The 17,192-nt window shown below is 64.6% G+C and carries 1 pseudogene; it reads right to left on the minus strand.

Annotation, left to right across the window (positions count from 1 at the left end):
* A pseudogene (locus QSK18_RS35440) lies at window positions 1-17,012 on the minus strand (hypothetical protein); the annotation flags it as partial.
* Window positions 17,013-17,192 lie beyond the last annotated feature (180 nt).

Below are 17,192 nucleotides of genomic sequence, written 5' to 3' on the forward strand. Positions count from 1 at the left end.
GCGCCCACAAGAAACTTCTGACCGGCCACGTTTACATTCCCGGCCTTCTTTGACTTTACCAAGGTAGTGTAGATGGGGTCCCGGCCCTGCTGCCTCGCCGCGGCAACTTCCTCCGCCGCCAGGCGGTGCTCCTCCCCTCGCGCCAGCTCGGCTCTCAGTGCCTCCTGCCCCTGGGCAGTGAGCCGAATCAGGCGTGGTTCAGGCTCGGCCCCCACCACGTCAAGGGGCCGCAAGACGACCAAATGCTCATCAGCGCCGACATCCGGCAGATAAACCTCCACATCAACCGTCTTCTTGGACCAGTCAACGGGCACATGGAGGGATTGGCCAAACACGACTAATTCATTATACGCGTTTTTTCGCGAGGACCATACAGGAGAACTGTTCGACGGCAGGGAATTCCACACCGCAACCGCCCTCCTGCGCTCCGCCTCCCGGATCAGACGGCGGGCCACAGTAATCAACGATCCCCCGCGTGGCCGCATCACGCCATCCACACCAGCCCCCGTGGAATGACGGAGCCTAACCGGATACTCAAGACTGCCAGGACTAGGTTGCCGAACCTCGGCCTTGACTATTTCACCCACCAAGCCTTGACCCACGAACACCGTCACCCCGAGAACTTCAACTTTACCTAAGGGACCGACCTTCAGATCGCTGTCGTAAATGAGGTTTCCCGGGTCAACCAGGCCGGCAATCAGGGCCGCCACTGCGCTAATGTCACCATCGTCACGTATCTGCTGACCCAAGGCTGTCAGCATGTGTTCCTGCGTAAAGCGAATGAACCGCGCCTCTGACTCCACGCCATCGCTCACAAATTCAACGGGATTTCCCTGCCCCGGAGCCCCCGGATATACATACGCCGCAACTACACGCTTTCGCCAATCTGCCTTCAGCATGAAGAACTGCCCGAGGAGCTTGACTGATCCTGCCTCGTTGACGGTGGAGGATCGGGAGTAGATCGGCAGGACCGGAGGATTACTCGCCTTGGCCACCGCTACCGCGGTAGCCGCCATCCTGTTCTCCTTCTCACGTTCTTTGCGAAGGACAGCTTTTCGGACGGCCTTCGGGGAGGGACGGATCTCACGTTCATTGCTCAGCCCAGCTGGATGCTCCAGCTTCACCCGATACAGACCATCGCTACCAGCCACAGGCGTCGCCGCGAAAGACACCCACACCTGCCCCGACCCCTGCCCACCCGCAGTCCACTCTCGCCTCACCTGCAACTTGACGCCCAAGACAGTCATTTGTCCTGTAACCGGGACCGGAACGGTCCCGGTCAGGACGTCCTCGGATGCCGGCGCCACCACAACCGTGTCCTGCTCCCCCGCCGGACTTGCCGACGCCGCCACAACCTCTGCAGACGCCACCGACGCGGCAGGCGCGGTGCTCGCCGGCACCGGACGCCTGGACGGCCCACCACTATCCACTGCCGGGCGCTTATCGCCTCGGCCACCACCACGCAGACGCACCGGCGCATCCATGGCATCAGCCACCAACAACCGCGCGAACGACTCCACCCGCTCAGCAGAAGACCCCCCACGCAAATGAACCACAACCCCAGCAACCGAATGAGGCCACCACAGCGGCTTCTTCGCCCCGAACTGCCCCGCAGCCCCCCGCTCAGCGACCAGCCACGCGAACGCCCCCTCCAACACAGCCTCAGCCTCAGCCCAAACCCGCTGCGCAGCAACACCATCCACCGCCGCCCACGCATCCCAGACCCGGCCCGCATCGCCAAGAACCCGCCCCCACGCCTCATCGCCCACCCCGGCGAACCGCCCCCCACGATCACCCACATACCAGCCCAACACCCCACCCGAGGCATCCTGCCCCAGCACCTGACCAAGCGCCCGAGCAAGCAGGAAATGCAACTGATCCACCACAGACCGCTCCACCTCACCCCCACCCACCCGCTGCATCTCCGCCAGATAAGACGCCGTAAGAACCGCCTGAGCCTCCTCCTTCAACTCCAAACCATCCGGCAACACCGCAGAAAGCCCCAGACCATCCGGAGGAGGCAACACCAAAGCCCGAGCAGCATCCGCACTCAGCCCCGCGACCCGACCAGCCCACACTTCCCCAAGCCCACGCTCACGCTCTAACTCACCCCGCGCCGCCTGCACCCGCACACCCCACAACGACGCCGTCATCCCCCCACCAACCTCAACCGCCAAACCCACCACCGAAAAACGCTCGAAATCCGGCACCCCACCACCAACAGAAACAACCCGTGCGGGCCGCACAAGATCTTTCCTGACCATGGAGCTTTCCAGGGTATTCGCAGAGGCCCTCAACAAACGAGCCTCAGACCATCCTCCGCCCACCTGATCAAACTGGAGCGCATACACACCGGCCCGACCCGCAAACTCGAAAACTCTCACATCGAACTGGGCATTCGCCGCGCCCACAAGAAACTTCTGACCGGCCACGTTTACATTCCCGGCCTTCTTTGACTTTACCAAGGTAGTGTAGATGGGGTCCCGGCCCTGCTGCCTCGCCGCGGCAACTTCCTCCGCCGCCAGGCGGTTCTCCTCCCCTCGCGCCAGCTCGGCTCTCAGTGCCTCCTGCCCCTGGGCAGTGAGCCGAATCAGGCGTGGTTCAGGCTCGGCCCCCACCACGTCAAGGGGCCGCAAAACGACCAAATGCTCATCAGCGCCGACATCCGGCAGATAAACCTCCACATCAACCGTCTTTTTGCGCCAGCCAACGGGCACACGCACGGACTGGCCAAACACGATTATTTCATAATCTCTTTTTTTCCGCGAGGACCATACAGGAGAACTGTTCGACGGCAGGGAATTCCACACCGCAACCGCCCTCCTGCGCTCCGCCTCCCGAATCAGACGGCGGGCTGCCAAAATCAACGATGCCCCGCTAGGCCTTATCACGCCATCCGAAACAGCCCTCGTGGGATGAAGGAACCGAACCGGATACTCAAGACTGCCGGGACTAGGCTGCTGAACCTGAACATGGACTGTTTCACCCGCCAAGCCTCGCCCCGCGAACACCATCACCCCAAGAACTTGAACTCTACCTAAGGGACTGACCTTCAACTGGTTGTCATAGATGGGGTCTCCCAGGTCGGCCAGGTCGGAAATCAGAGCCGTTACTGCGCCGATGTCACCATCGCCATCAATATCCTGCTCCAGGGTATTCAGCATGTTTTCCTGCGTAAAGCGAATGAACCGCGCCTCCGACTCCACGCCGTCCTCCACAGCCATCGCGAACTCAACCGGATGCCCCTGCCCCGGACCCGCCGGATACACGTGCGCGTCAACCACACGGTTTCGCCAATCTGCCTTCAGCATCAAGCGCTGCCCGAGGATCTTGACCAGTCCATCGCGGTCCACGGTGTAGGACCGGGAGTAGATCGGCAGGACCGGAGGATTACTCGCCTTGGCCACCGCTACCGCGGTAGCCGCCATCCTGTTCTCCTCCTCGCGTTCCTTGCGAGAGAAAAATTTTCGGACGGTCTTCGGGGAGGGACGGATCTCACGTTCATCGCTCAGCCCAGCCGGATGCTCCAGCTTCACCCGATACAGACCATGACTACCAGCCACAGGCGTCGCCGCGAAAGACACCCACACCTGCCCCGACCCCTGCCCACCCGCAGCCCAAGCCGGCCCCATCCACAGCGCGACGCCCAAAACGCTGATTTTCCGGGCATGGAGCGGAACACTGCCGGTCAGGACGTCCTCAGATGACGGCGCCACCACAACCGCGTCCTGCCCCCCAGCCGGACTCTCCGACACCGCCACAACCTCTACAGACGCAGCAGACGCCACCGACGCGCCAGACGCGGTGCTCGCCGGCACCGGACGCCTGGGCGGCCCACCACTATCCACTGCCGGGCGCTTATCGCCTCGGCCACCACCACGCAGACGCACCGGCGCATCCACAGCATCAGCCACCAACGCCTGCGCGAACGACTCCACCCGCGCAGCAGAAGACCCCCCACGCAGATGAAACGCGACTGCAGCGATCATTGCAGGCCACCACATCTCAGGCCGGCCTGGAACAGGCTTCCCCTTAGCCACCCGCTCAGCGACCAACTGCGAGTACGCCGTCTTTATCACTGCTTCGGCATTGCCCCGGACCTGCCGCGCAAAATGAACATTTTCAGCAGCCCATGTATTCCAGGCCCGGCCTGTGTCCCAGAGGGCTTGCCCCCAGGCCTCATCTCCTAGGCCAGCGAACGGCGGTGAGGCAGCACCGGTATACCAGCTCAAAACGGCAGTCCCACGTGGCGCACTAGGGCCCTGCATATGGTTCTGCGCACCGTCAGGACGCATGACCGTCAACCCATTAGCAGCGAAACCCGCTATGCCCAGCGTGGAACCCGCAACACCGAACACTTCACCCTCCATGTTGGAAGTGTTTAGGCTGAGGATCTGCCCGGGCTTGGAGACCGGTGACGGCGCAGCATCGACGGTTCGGCGATGTGACCGCGGTGGGACTTGCGGCGCTTTCAGGGCTGGTTTGGTCTCGTCTGCGGTCTGTGCTGTCTGGTCGTCGCGATCCGGGCTGTCATGGCTGGGGTCGTCGTCTCGGGTCGGAAAGTCGGCCAGCGGCGTGGCTTGGGAATGTTTGATTTCTTCCGTGAGTGCTACGTCGAAGGGTTGTTGGCGCAGCCACGAGCTGCGGTAGAGCTCCTCCAGACGTTCCGTAGGGATCCGAGTCGCGCCTTCGAGGATGTGAGCTGCGCCGGTGGGATTGTCCGCGCCCAGGTCGCTGGCCAGGGCCCGGACGGCGTCGTGTGCCGAGGGCACGGTCCCCTCGTGGTTGACGCGGAACACGCGTCCTCGTTCGTCCATGCGGAAACGCTCGAGGCTTCCTGGTCCCCTACGATCCTGCAGTTCTACGTACCGACCAAGGTTGACCGCGATCCGGCGGGCTGCCTGAATCATGTCCCAGTTCTCGCTGTACAATTCGAACGGCCGGCGTTCGCCCGTGTCTGCGGGTCGCGCCTCATCGACGGCGCTCACCATGGACTCGATGCGCTGCCGGAGCGTCTCCACGTCTGCGGCGGACGGCCCTTCCGGCTGGGACATGGTCAGCAGGAGGGTGTCTCGGTCGCGGTTCACCTGCTGGCGCAGGGCCTCGGCCTGGCCGGGATCGCGGAGGCGCAGCTGCTGCACCGCCCACGTGGAGGCGGCCAGGTAGCGCATCAGGGTTCGCTGCTCGTTCGAGGTCTCTAGTACGAGGCTGTCGTACCGGGAGTGCTTGCGGATAAAGGACGAAACCTCGTCGACCACGGACCGCCAGTCGTGCTGAGACCTAGAGGCATCGGCCAGCAGACGATCCAGCGGATAGCGTGGCGTGAGCGTGGTCGGCCCGTCCCACTGCTGCAGCGGGTCCGGCCCGCTGATCTGATAGCTCGCCGTGCGGCGGTTCCGCTGCATCTGCTGCACCAGGAGGTCGACGTTCGCGGCTGCCCCGGTGGCCCATAGTTGTCCCAGGATGACGTCGCTGGAGCGGGCCTGCGCTGGCGCGATGCTTTCGTAGGTGAGGTGCGCTGTGCGAGGTACCACACGGAATCGTCCTCGGAAGCGAGCCCCTGACATGTGCTGGTCATAGAGGGTGCCCGCCTTCGAGTGCGACTCGATCCGTTTGTTGCCGGCCTGCGCACGGCCGTCTCCTTGGGGAGCCTTGCGATCTGCCGCAGTCGAGAGGTTGCTGGTGTCACTGCGCCACGGCGCGTCGAGGTCGGACGGGTTGGTCTCGCCGGTCGGGTTGGTCGTTCCGCTGGGCTGGTCGGAGCCGCCTTCTGTGGCGGTCTCGGGACCGACGAACTGGGGGGCGCCTGCTCCTGAGCCCGTGACGGTGGGGCGCAAATAGTCTTTTGATGCGGTTACGGTCGTACCGCTCTGATGCTTGACGTAGTTGCCGCTGCCCAGATCATTCATCCCCAGCAGTGGCTCCAGTTCGGTGATCTCACCGGAGAGGTACAGGTCGTAGCGGTGGCTGCTGCGCCCAGGCTCCAGCATCTCGTGGGTCATTTTCCATCCGCCGGGCGTCTGGATTTTGGGTAGGGAGGAGCGCACCGAGGACGGAGTCAGGAGTCCGGGCAGACCCGGTGCACCCCGAAAATCATTGTCATTTAGGTTCTCTCCGAGTGCTTCGCCGAGCAGCTCGTAGGCCGTCTCCAGGGCATCCTTGAGGAACACGGCATCGAAGGTCAGCCCATCGGATGAGGGCACGGGCGTCAGGTCGTAGGGGTCGAACGGCTGGTTCAAGAGCTCAGCCTCGACGTGAGACGCCGGGATGTAGAACTCCATGTTCCCGGAGTATCTGCGGTGAACCGGTTTTCCGTTCCTTCCGCGACCGTTGAGGGTCTCCACCGCAGACATGGCGGCGTTGTTGACCGGACGATGAAGCACTTTCCGCGGGGTGACCACAAGGTCCAGCGTGAACGAGACCGTGTGGTCATAGCGGGCCGTGAACGTGGACTGGGTGCGTTCCTCGGTCTCCTGCCGGGACGTAGTGTTCGAACTGTGCACACCGGGGCCAAAGTCGATCTGTGGCCCTCCCGAGACCTTGGAGGTCTCGCCCGCCCCGGTGAGGCCGAGCTTGCCGGCGCCGAGGCCGCCGGTCAGATCACGGCCGTTGCCTTCGCTGGACGCCTTGTAACTGTGGTCGAAGATCTCATGGCCGCTCTTGGGAACGTAGTCCGTGACGATGGGTTTGGACACCAGGGACAGCTTGAGGGAAATCTCCACGATGTTCGCTGCAAGCCCGGCCCGGGTGTTGGCGAACGCGAACGTCATGCCATTGGGATCCATCATGTCGTCCACCCAGCCCATTTCCCGCTCGCCTGCGAGCAGGGCACGCAAAAAATCGGTGGCTGAGGTCAGGCGGCCAGTCATCCGCTGTTCACCGGCAAGGCGCGTCCACAGCTTCGCCAGCCTGCTCTCCGGCGGCGCCCCCCACAGTTCCCACTCCTGACCAATAGCTGTCAGTAGCCCGGGCGATGCTTCCTCAATCGCTTCGTGGGCCGCTTTCAGCACCGACACCTCTTCCGGGCCCACGTTCGGACGCTCGGCTGTGGCCTCTTCGTGCATGCTCAGGGAGAGCACCCCGTGGTTACCGAGAGCCTGACGGCCGTCGACCCCTTCCAGGTACGGCAGCCGGGCCAGTTGATCCGCGGTCCTGCCCAGTTCGTGCAGTCGCATCGTCAGGGCGTCACGTTCCCCGCTCTGCCAGGTGCGGCGGAAGGCTTGGCGTTGTGACCAGTTCTCGTCGGTGACGGCCTGGGGGAAGTCAACGTCCATCTGGTCCAAGACCGATGCGACCACCGCATTGCTCAAGGCAAGGGGTTCTTCTCCGGGCCCGAGACCGTGCGCCTGCCAACGGCGCAGGGCGTCCATCAGGAGCGGCTCGGTCATCGGGCCCCAGCCCTTGCCGTAGTTCTTGATCGCCGCCGGCTCCGGCCACAGAACGATGGCCCAGCGCGACCCTCTGACCTCCGAGCGGGAGACCTGCGGGTGGGTGGGCACCAGTTTGTTGTGTTTCTCCTGGAAAGCGCTCAGGTCGTAAGTGATGGGCATTGCCACGGCGTAGACGTGGTGGAAGTCCAGTTGCAGCAGCTCGACGCCGCCGGTGTTGCGGTTGGACCGGTTCGCGCTCCGGCCGTAACGCAGATTGAGCCCGACCTCCGTGTTGAATCCGCTCAGCCCGTCCGTGCCCGTAACCGATTCGCCGAGCCTGGTCCCGAAGGCCAGGCTCCAGCCGTGTCCTCGGGAGCGGGAGGTCGCGACCTCCCGCAAGTTCGCCCGGACCTTACCGAGCACCATGGGGTCGCTGGAACGTCCGAGCACCACCGGCAGGCCCAGCGTGGCGCCCAGCCACAGGCCGCCGTGCTTGTTGCTCCAGAAGCCAGCCTCGAACAGCTGCCCGGTCTGATAGTCGCCCTCGACGATAGAGTTCCACCAGGACTTGAGCATGGCGTGGCTGCCGAAATTGTCCACCACTTGCGGGTTCGATGCGTCCGGGTGGGTGAAACGCGGCTGCAGTCGCCGCATCTCCTTGAGAATTCCGTGCGTGTCGGCGTAGAAGAGCACGCCCGACCTGAGCGACCGCACATCCATCCTCTGGCCTGTTGCCACCGGCGGTGCATCGGCACTGGCAAAGGGCGGTATCAGATAGGCAGTGACCGGGGCCTGTATCTCGTCGCTCGACCAGGTACGCGTTTGCGGATCCATGCCGCGGTGCACGGCGTGGGCCTCGGCCCGCCCGGGCAACGCCCCATAGGTGATGTGCAGCTGATAGGCCTCCGCAATACGGTGCTCATCCAGGAACTGCCCCGACTCTACGAGAATAGGCACATTGCCGACAAAGGTGTCGGACATGCCGGCGCCGATGATCCGCTCGTACTGCGCCTGCGCACTCATCATCTGGAGGATGCTCTTGCCCACGCTCGCCCTGATCCCAAACGTGAACTTCTTGCCCCCCGCAATGCCGTAACTGGCCACCCCGATCGGGATGTCTAGGTAGGCGACCTTGAAGGCCGGAGTACGTCGCTTCAGCGTGACCGAATTGCCCCGCCCGTCAATCTCCTTCAGGCGCGCCCGATCGGAGCGCCCCGACAGGGTGACCCGCGCGTGGCGGACACTGCCGAGAGCGGGCTCTCCCCGCAGGACGAACGAGAGCCCGACCTTGTCGGAATTTTTTTCGTCATAGGCGTTCTGGTGCGTCTCGTCATAGCCGCCGTCCAGACCGGCTCGGGACAGGTTATTGAGGAAGACGCGCAGATTCGCGACCCTGCTGGCCGCGTCGAACTGCATGTCGGCGCCGCCGAGCCGGCGATGCCCGTCCCGGCCCTCATGCGTCGTCCATTTCTTCAGCAATCTCTGCCAGTCGTTGGGCACCAGACCGGCGGCAGCCAGTTCCTTCAGCCCTTCTTCCCGGAGCCGGTCGACGACCTGCTCGCCGTGCTCGATCAGGGCGGTGTGGAAGCCGTACCCGTCGCTCAGCGGCTCGTCGATCCGTACGTTCTTCAGTTCGCTGGCGGGGATGCTCTTGTCGTCGAGAGCGTCCTCGCTGAACTCGATCGTGTCCGTTCCGGCCGGGGGCGGGACCCGTAGCGCGTCCCGGTCGATAGGCAGGCCGTGCCGGAATGCCTCCACCTGGGGAATGCGCACCATCGCGTCACTGCTGGTGGGGTCGAGCTCGACCGGATCGGCGTCGGGCTGGCTACTCAGAGACAGGCTGACGTAGTGCCGCAGGAACAGCTGGTACCCAGCTGATCCCAGAATGCTTTTGTGGACGTTGACGTGCAGGCCGTTAGTCGCACCGGACGTGGTGTCGGTGTTGTTCCACGCCCAGGCCAGGAACAGGCCCACCCCAACGCTGACCTTGGGCGCCGGGTACAGGCCGAACTCGGCCGAGAACTGTACGGCGGTCTCATGCCGGTTGTTCTGCCGGTCGGCTAGGCCTCGGATCAGGGTCTGCACGCGTTCGAGCAGTTCCTTGTCCTTGGTGGCGCCGATCCGCACTGCGCCCTGCAGCCGCTGGGTTCGGATCGTGGTGGTGAATAGCGGTTGCGCGCCCCGGGTGCTGTGAACCGCGAACATGTGCCCGGCAGGCTGGTTCACTGCCTGTCCCAGGCTGTACTTGAGCTTGGTCAGCTCCCGCCACAGCTCCTGACGGCCGTGGGCGGAGAGCTTGATCTTGGCGATCCGCAACTGCTGACGAATCTTGTCGTTCACCTCTGTCATGCCGGTGAGCCCGGCTGCGAAGAAGGTCTCAGGCAGCCGTTCGAGATGCTCCTCGATCTGCCTTCTCGGGGCGCCGTCCACCGTGACAGCTCCCGCGGGCGCCACCGCGCGGACCTGCGCGCCCGGATCGGCCAGGTAGTGGGCAGGTATCCACAAGAGCATCGGGTCCTGGCCCTGGGGGTGTGCCGCAGCGCTCGACCAGGCCACCGGAACTTGATCCCACGGCTGGTCGCTGTCGGCGCGACGGGCCTGGATGGTCAGGTTCGGCTGGTAGCTGAGCAGTTCCGACTCGGCCCGGTTGTCGGCCACCCGGGCCGACTCGACGTCGTTAAACGCGGACGTGGCCCGATCCAGCTGGTTCATCGTCAAGGACAGGGAGGCCCCCAAGCGCAGAACCTGCAGCACCCCGGGTGCAATCCCGACCCCGAATCCGACGCCGGCGCGCAGAGCCGTGCGGACCATGCCTCCAGAGGCCGTGTTCGAGTTCCCACCGAGGACGAATCCACCCTGGGTGACCTGAGCGGCTCGGAACTCTGCGGACGTGGGTTTCTGCCCATCATCGTTGGCCCGATTCGCAGGCACCGGTACCGGCGAATTCAGCGACCCCAGCGGGTTATCTACGAACGCCGGGTCGCTGGGCGCGAACTTCACCAGGACCTCGACACCACCCACCTCCATCAGGTCGCCGTCGCTCAGCAACTCCCGCAGGTTGTCCAGGAGCTGCTGCTCCAGGTGCTCCTCCATCAGCTCGCGGGCGTCGCGCGCATCCGTCGTCTTGTAACGCTCCCGGATCGCAGAACCCGCCAGCGGCCCGGGCTGGCCGTTCTTCTTCAGAACCGTGGGAGGCAACGGCTGCGGCCCGGCTCGGCCCGGTAGGTTGGCCCCTCGGGCCTGCGCCGCAGCCACGATCTCCTGCACGGCCTCCTTCAGATACGGCACCCCCTGACGGGGAACGCCGTTACGGTGCACGATCGAGTCGGCCGGCGGCAGCATCAGGTCTGGCTTCTCGAGCGGCGGGCCCGCCAGGCCGGCCGGATCGATACCGTCCGGGATTGAACGGTGAATGGCTTTGTGGCCCATTTCCACGGACACAGCGGGCATGACATGCCCGTCCACCCCGGCGACGAGCCACAGCACTGCACGCCCCGAACTAGAGTCCGGGTCACTCATCAGAACCACGTCAGCCTGAGTGACGAGGGCGACCTCGACACCGAACACCTCCTGCACGACTCGAACCAGGCTCTCTGCGGCCATGGGAGGCGCCACAGAACCCGGGACGGCCAACTGGGCCAGCGAGGCCAGCAGGGCGTCCTTCTCCAGCATGTACGCCGCCTCGTCGATACCCAGCAGTGGCATCGACCGGCCTCCGGTCGCCATCAGGTCAGCCTGGATCAGTGCAGCCACCCCGACCCGGACCGCGCTCGCAGGCCACTGCGAGACCCCGGACAACGGCGCCAGTCCGTGTCTGCCGGCCAGGACGAACGATTCGAAGAGACTGTCCCCGCCGGGCTTGGTCCAGACCGCAGCGCGGCCGGTCTCGGCCAGCACCGCTTTCTGGAAGGGGGTGAGCTGATTGGGGTCGCCTGAACGCGGCTTGACCGGCACCAATTGCTCGGGCGCTCCGGCCGCATCGGCCAGCGCCTCGGCGTGGTTGCGGGTCTCCCGCAAGATGGCGAGTAGATCGGTTCCCGTGACTGCGGTCTGAGCGGTCGCCGGCTCCAGCGAATGTGGTGTCCGAAGCGTCCGTCCCCATTGGTCAGCCATGGTCTCAGGGAGAGCGGCCTGCAGCCCGGCGGGCGGTGTCCCACCCCCAACAGCAGTCAGGAAGTGGTGGAGTATGCCGAATGATGCTGCGTCCGAGGCCATTCCACCGGTGCTCGACATCGCACCTGCCCGCAATGCCCCGAAGCGGGCGTAGGGCAGCAGCGCCGGCACGTCCGCCTGCGGCACCGTAGCAAGCAGGTCACCGCGCTCGTCCTGGACCAAGACGATGCGCGCCCTGGCGTTGTCGGCGGGGAAATGGTGAGGTTCGCCATTGGCTGTGATCACCACGATCGGGTGCTGAAGCAGCATTGCGGTCAGCTTGAGCAGCGCCTGGGTGCCGTTGTCTGCCTCCTCGGCCAGTCCCAGTCCCTGCAGGACAGCCTGGGGTACGGCGTCTGTTGGAAAGTCCGCGTCGATCCATTCGACGACCTGCGCCGAGGTCGGTGGGGAGGCGTCGTGAATGCCTAGCAGTGACCAGTTCCTGCCGTCCGTGCCGTCTTGCAGAATCATTCCGGCCAGGCGAACCGACCAGGTGGCCGGGGCGGCCTGGTCGGTGAGCAGGCCGGGCATGGATTGGTAGAGGCCGGCTACGACGGCGGTGGTAAGCGGGCCGGGCACCGGGGAACGTACCGGCAGGAGCCCGTACCGGTCGAGTTGCTCACGAGCGGCGTCGGTGATCAGCGACCTGCCCGGTTCCACATCCCAAGCCAAGTTGGCGGTGAATTCCTGCATGGCGATGTCGTCCGCGGCCGGATCGGGTCGGGGTGACCGGAATGCCTGGAAGTAGCCGACAGCGGTGTGCAGATCTTCCGCCGCGAGGCTACTGTCGGCCGGTAGGTGGCCGATCAGATCCATCGCTGGCTGGAGCCTGCTCTCCGTGCTTTCGGTCGTGGTGGCCGGGCTGGCGACCGACTCATCGTCCTCATCCACTTCCTCGACGACCCGGGACAGCGCGGCAGACCGGTCGGGTCGCGGCTGTACCCGAGCCTGACTGTCGCCCCCTGACGGCCCGGACCAAGGGGACAGGCGCCCCAGAAGGTGCTCCTCGACGAAGAAGGTGGCGAAGGAGTTGGCGGGAAGGAGGCGCCAGGACTGGTCACGGGTCAGGTGGAGGATGTCGACAACCCGGTCGGTGACCTCTGAGGGGTGCTTCTTAAGGTACTCACTCCAGCCGCGCACCCGGGCACCGGTCAGGTGACCGTGCTCGTTGATGGCGGCTCGGGCCCGTTCGTTGAGCTCTCGCCGTTCCTTGACCGGTATGTCCCGCAATCGCTCGCGGACCACGTCCATGTCCATCAGTAGTGCATGCAGCTCCTGCTGGCTTCTTGCGGGGCCGCGGCCGCGGCTGTCCCAGTTGAGGTTGGCAGGCACTGCGGCGCCGGGGCTCACCAGGTCCGGGCGGTGACGGGGCGGCTCACCACGTAGGCGCCGGGCCGGTTCCTGCGGCTCGCTTACCGTGATGAATCGGGCGGCTTCCAGCAGCGCCTCACCCAACTGAGCCGAGGAGCGGCCGCTCACATCGAAACGGGGTTCGACACTGCCCGGATCGGAGGGTACCGAAACCCGCGCGACCTCCTTCGCGAGAGGTCCGCGCACCAAACTGGTCTCTGCCTCGCGGAGGATCACCACTTCGGCGCCCACCTCGTCCGGCGAGATCAGGACCCCTTCTTCGGGCATCCTCCTCACCTCAACCGAGATCCATTGCCTGGTGAGGTTTCGGCTCAGCCGGGGCTGATGCAGCGGTTCACTGACCAGCACGCTGCTCGCATCCCACAGCCGCAACAGGTTCTCTGGAGTGGTCAAAACTGCCAGCGCTTTTAAGTTTCGGGTGGTTCGGGGAGACATCTTCACCGCCGCAACGCCCGTCGCGGTCGGCTGCGAGCCTTGGCCTTGCTTGTCCTGCAGATCACGCCCCATCGACGGCAGCACGTCGGTGAGGCTGCCACTACGCAAGGCGGTGTAGACCGCTGCCAGGATGTCCTTCTGCAGCCGAACTAAGTGGTCGCGGGAGGGGAACTGGGAAAATGCGACTTCAGGCATGCGTACCGGACGCACCAGGGGCGCCGGCGGGTTCTGTGTCCCGGTCACCGACAAGTCCTGACCAAGGGACAAGTCCTGACCAAGGACAGCGGACCTGGAGTCCGCCGGTGGTTGGCTAGGTTCCGAGACCGACGAGGACGCATCGCCCGCCCGCGCCAACGGTGTCCCGCCGCCGGCCATTCTCTCACGCAACCCCAGGAGGGCCATCATGCGTTCCATCTGAGCGTCGCTGCTCCACAGCCGCTCCTGTGTACCGTCCCCGGTGGAGAACTCGTACGCCAGTTGTCCAGCTACCACGATCAGCAGGGCCCGCTCACGAGCCAGGCCCGGGACATCCAGCGAGACGTGCACGCTGGACCACACATTTGTTTTCGCGTAGGACAGCTGGCGGGCTCGCGTCTGCCCCGCCCTGACGGCCTCATTCAGGCGGTCGCTGCCCGCCGGCAGCTGCAACGTCTTCAAGATCACACGGCGTGCCAGCTCGTGCTGCTCGGTAAAATCTTGCAGCCATTCAATGTAGAGATCCGCCAGGTGGGCGCTTATGCCATGGTCGGTTCGATACTGCGGGACTTGTCCTTCACGGAAGACTTCCATGTGCAGGTGCTCGACCTGGGTGGCGGACGGCAGTGCTGCCCATGGTGGAAGACCGAGCCCGGTGGTCTGCCGGAGCTTCAGTTCAGTTCTAATGTGCCCGGTGAGCTGCTCCAGAGCCCGCTCATGCTCGTCCGCGACCGTCCGCACGTCGGTGAATGCTTCATCGCTACTTTGAACGTCGACCGTCTGTGGCTCATCTTCAGAGAACAGGACGTGCGAGCTGACATCTGCGGGTGCCGCCAGGCCGAGGCGACGAAGGACCTCGTCTGCGGCTGCCCTCGGCTCTGTGCTCAGGGACCAGACGCGGTCGCCTGGCGCCGCGTCAGGACGGGCCTGTTCATTGCCCTCAACTTCATGGCCCTCAACCACTGCTGCAGGGGCCAGTTCCAGGATGATCTCAAGCCGGTCACCGAACAGCGGCCGGGTCAGGTCTTGGGTCCCCGCCGTGATCCGGCGGCGGATCTCGTCCTCCACGCTGCGCCGGTCGTCTTCTGTGAAGTACCTAGCATCAAGAGCCACACGCACCGTGAATCGGCTGATCGGTTCCCCGTCCGGGTCTTCCGACGGCAGCCGTTCATAATGGAACGGGCCGAGGTGTGCGTCGGCATCCTCTGCAGGGCGCAAGTCAACCAGGCCTTGCAGGTCCACAACCGTCCAGGATAGCCCGTCGGGCAGGACCAGGTCTGCGCTGGAAGGTCGCAGTTCCTCTGGTAGAGAAGCAATGACGCCGGCGACCTCGTGAGCCGTGATCTCGCCGTCGCGCGCAGGTTGCTCGATGTGGAATTGACGCGGTGCAGGCGTACCGGTGATCGTGACCTCATCATCGATGAGGCCGGGCCCGGCCTGCGCTGGAGCTCGTCGAACGATGAGTCCCCGAATCATGGGATCGTTCTGGACACCGCTGAGGGGTACGTGCGTCGCAGCCAGCGTCGCCCGGTGGTAAGAGATCAGCCCCTTCTCGTACAAGTTCGTGACTTCGAACACCGTTGGCACTTCGGCGCTTGCCGTCAGATGATCCCGTATCCGGCTGGCGACCTGCTCGGTCTGGTCGTGTTGCAGAAGCCTTCGGAACTCCTCCACCCGGGAGGGCAGGTGATGCAGCGCCCCCGTCCGGCGCCACGCATCATGGACGATGTCACCCATGGCCCAATGAGCCTGCTGGACAGCGCCCGCAACCTGGACCTGCTGCCATTGCGTACTCAATCGGGGCAGGACCTGCTCTAGAGTCCGCTCGTAAAACCGCTCTACCTCGCCGTGGAAGTCGACACGAGCGCGGGCATCCACCGACAGCAGGGTTTCGTAGCCATAGGCCACACTCCACGCCGCCTCTGCGGTGCTGACGTGCTCCGCTTCTAGCGATGCCTTCACCGCAGCGACTCGCGTCAGGGCCAGGCCTGCGAACTCATCCAGGGCACGCTCACGTGCCTGCGGGGAGTATCCCAGATCCTGCCATCGGGTGGACAGATACTTCTGATCTTCCCGGATCCGCTGCTCGGGGTCGGCTAGGAACTGGTCTCTCAGCTCCTGACTATGGGTCAGGGGGGTACGGTCAACGGCCGGCTTCATGGGGCGGAGACGGTCCGACGAGTTGGGTGCGCCCACATCGGAGGGCTGATCTGTTCGTCGCACACCCAGCGCAGAACCCTGCGGCGTCTCGGTGTGTGCGCGATCGAAATGGCCTGATCGACTGGTGGTCGGCAGCTGCGGTGGAGGTGGCGTGTTCTGTTGCAGGGAGTTCAGGTGCTCGAAAAGGGCAAGAAGTTGGCGGCGGGTGGTCTCGGCTCCGGTGGGGAAGTCTTCGGTGGACGTGGGCAAGTACCGGCGTTGGAGTGCCATCCCAGACAGCGCCACACTGCGGGGCGTTCGGTCGATGGCGTGGTCCTGGATGCTGACCAGCAAGCGATCGTGGCGCAGGATGACGTTAAGGTCTTGTTCGCGATGAGTGAGCAGGTAATGGTCGATGAAGGTCAGGTCGCGCTGAAAGCCCTCGAACAGCTCGCCCATGACCTCCTCATCAATCGCGTAGTTGCGGTCGAACTCGTTCGCGCCCACCAGTTCGTTCCAGCTACGGGCCGCTTCGCGCATAGTGCTGCGTAGCCGGTGTTGCTCCTGTATCCAGGCAGGCACCCTCTCCAGCACGGCCTGCGCCTGACTGTTGAAGTCCTGTACCCGCTGAGCAGCGGCCCGCAACTCGGGCTTGGAACGCCCATCCCGGTAAAGGTGAAAAAGGTTGTCTTCAAAACGACCGTACCCGGCTTCCTGAAAGACATTGTGATTCCAGATGCTTGCCCGTAGGGGCCGCAGTCGCTCGGCGGTCAGCTGTCCAATCATGGCCAGGGCCTGCGGCCTCAGGGCCGAGTCCTCACGCGGGGGGACCCGCCAGCTCGCGTGAATTCGCTCAACTTGATCCAAGGCCACAGCCTGCAAAGCCATTTCATCGATCAACAGACCAATCCGGTCCGCATCATCCATTCGGGCCCAACCTTGTGGACCGCCAGCGGCCTCAATGAAAACCCGGTCAGCCTCGAGCCATATCGCATGTTCAGATTCCCGCCCGCCCGAGAACTGCAGTGCGGCCCGGAACTGCTGAAGGATTGCGGCCAGGGTCTGAGGATGGCTGGCAAGGATCTGAGGAACCGGTGATCTGTCCTCATGAAGGATCTGCATGGCCCGTTCCATCAACGGATCCACCGCCCCGGCGTGGCCTGCGAAAGTTTCTGGATCGTCAGCCGACGGCGTAAGGCCCTGCGCGTCCCTGGGCGCCTCCAGCATCACCTCGCTCCGCGGCTGCGAATCCCCGCGATGCGCATAAGTTTTGGTGCCGCCGTCAGCGCTGTTTCCGCCATCCACCCCGGAATTCGACCAAGCAACGGAGGAGTCGATTTGCTCGCCCACGGACGGCACACCGGCCACTGTCTGCTGGCCGCCTGTCAGGCCAGGGCTTTGAGTTGGGGGAAGGTTTAGTGCGGAGCGGTTCTCGTCGAATACCTCCTGGTCCGGTTGACGCGCAGCGTCGATGTTCGGACCGCTGGACTCCACGGATGGCTGGTCCCTCGAGGAGCCGTCAGACGCGCT

This window comes from Kineosporia sp. NBRC 101677 (assembly GCF_030269265.1).
Lineage (GTDB): Bacteria > Actinomycetota > Actinomycetes > Actinomycetales > Kineosporiaceae > Kineosporia > Kineosporia rhizophila.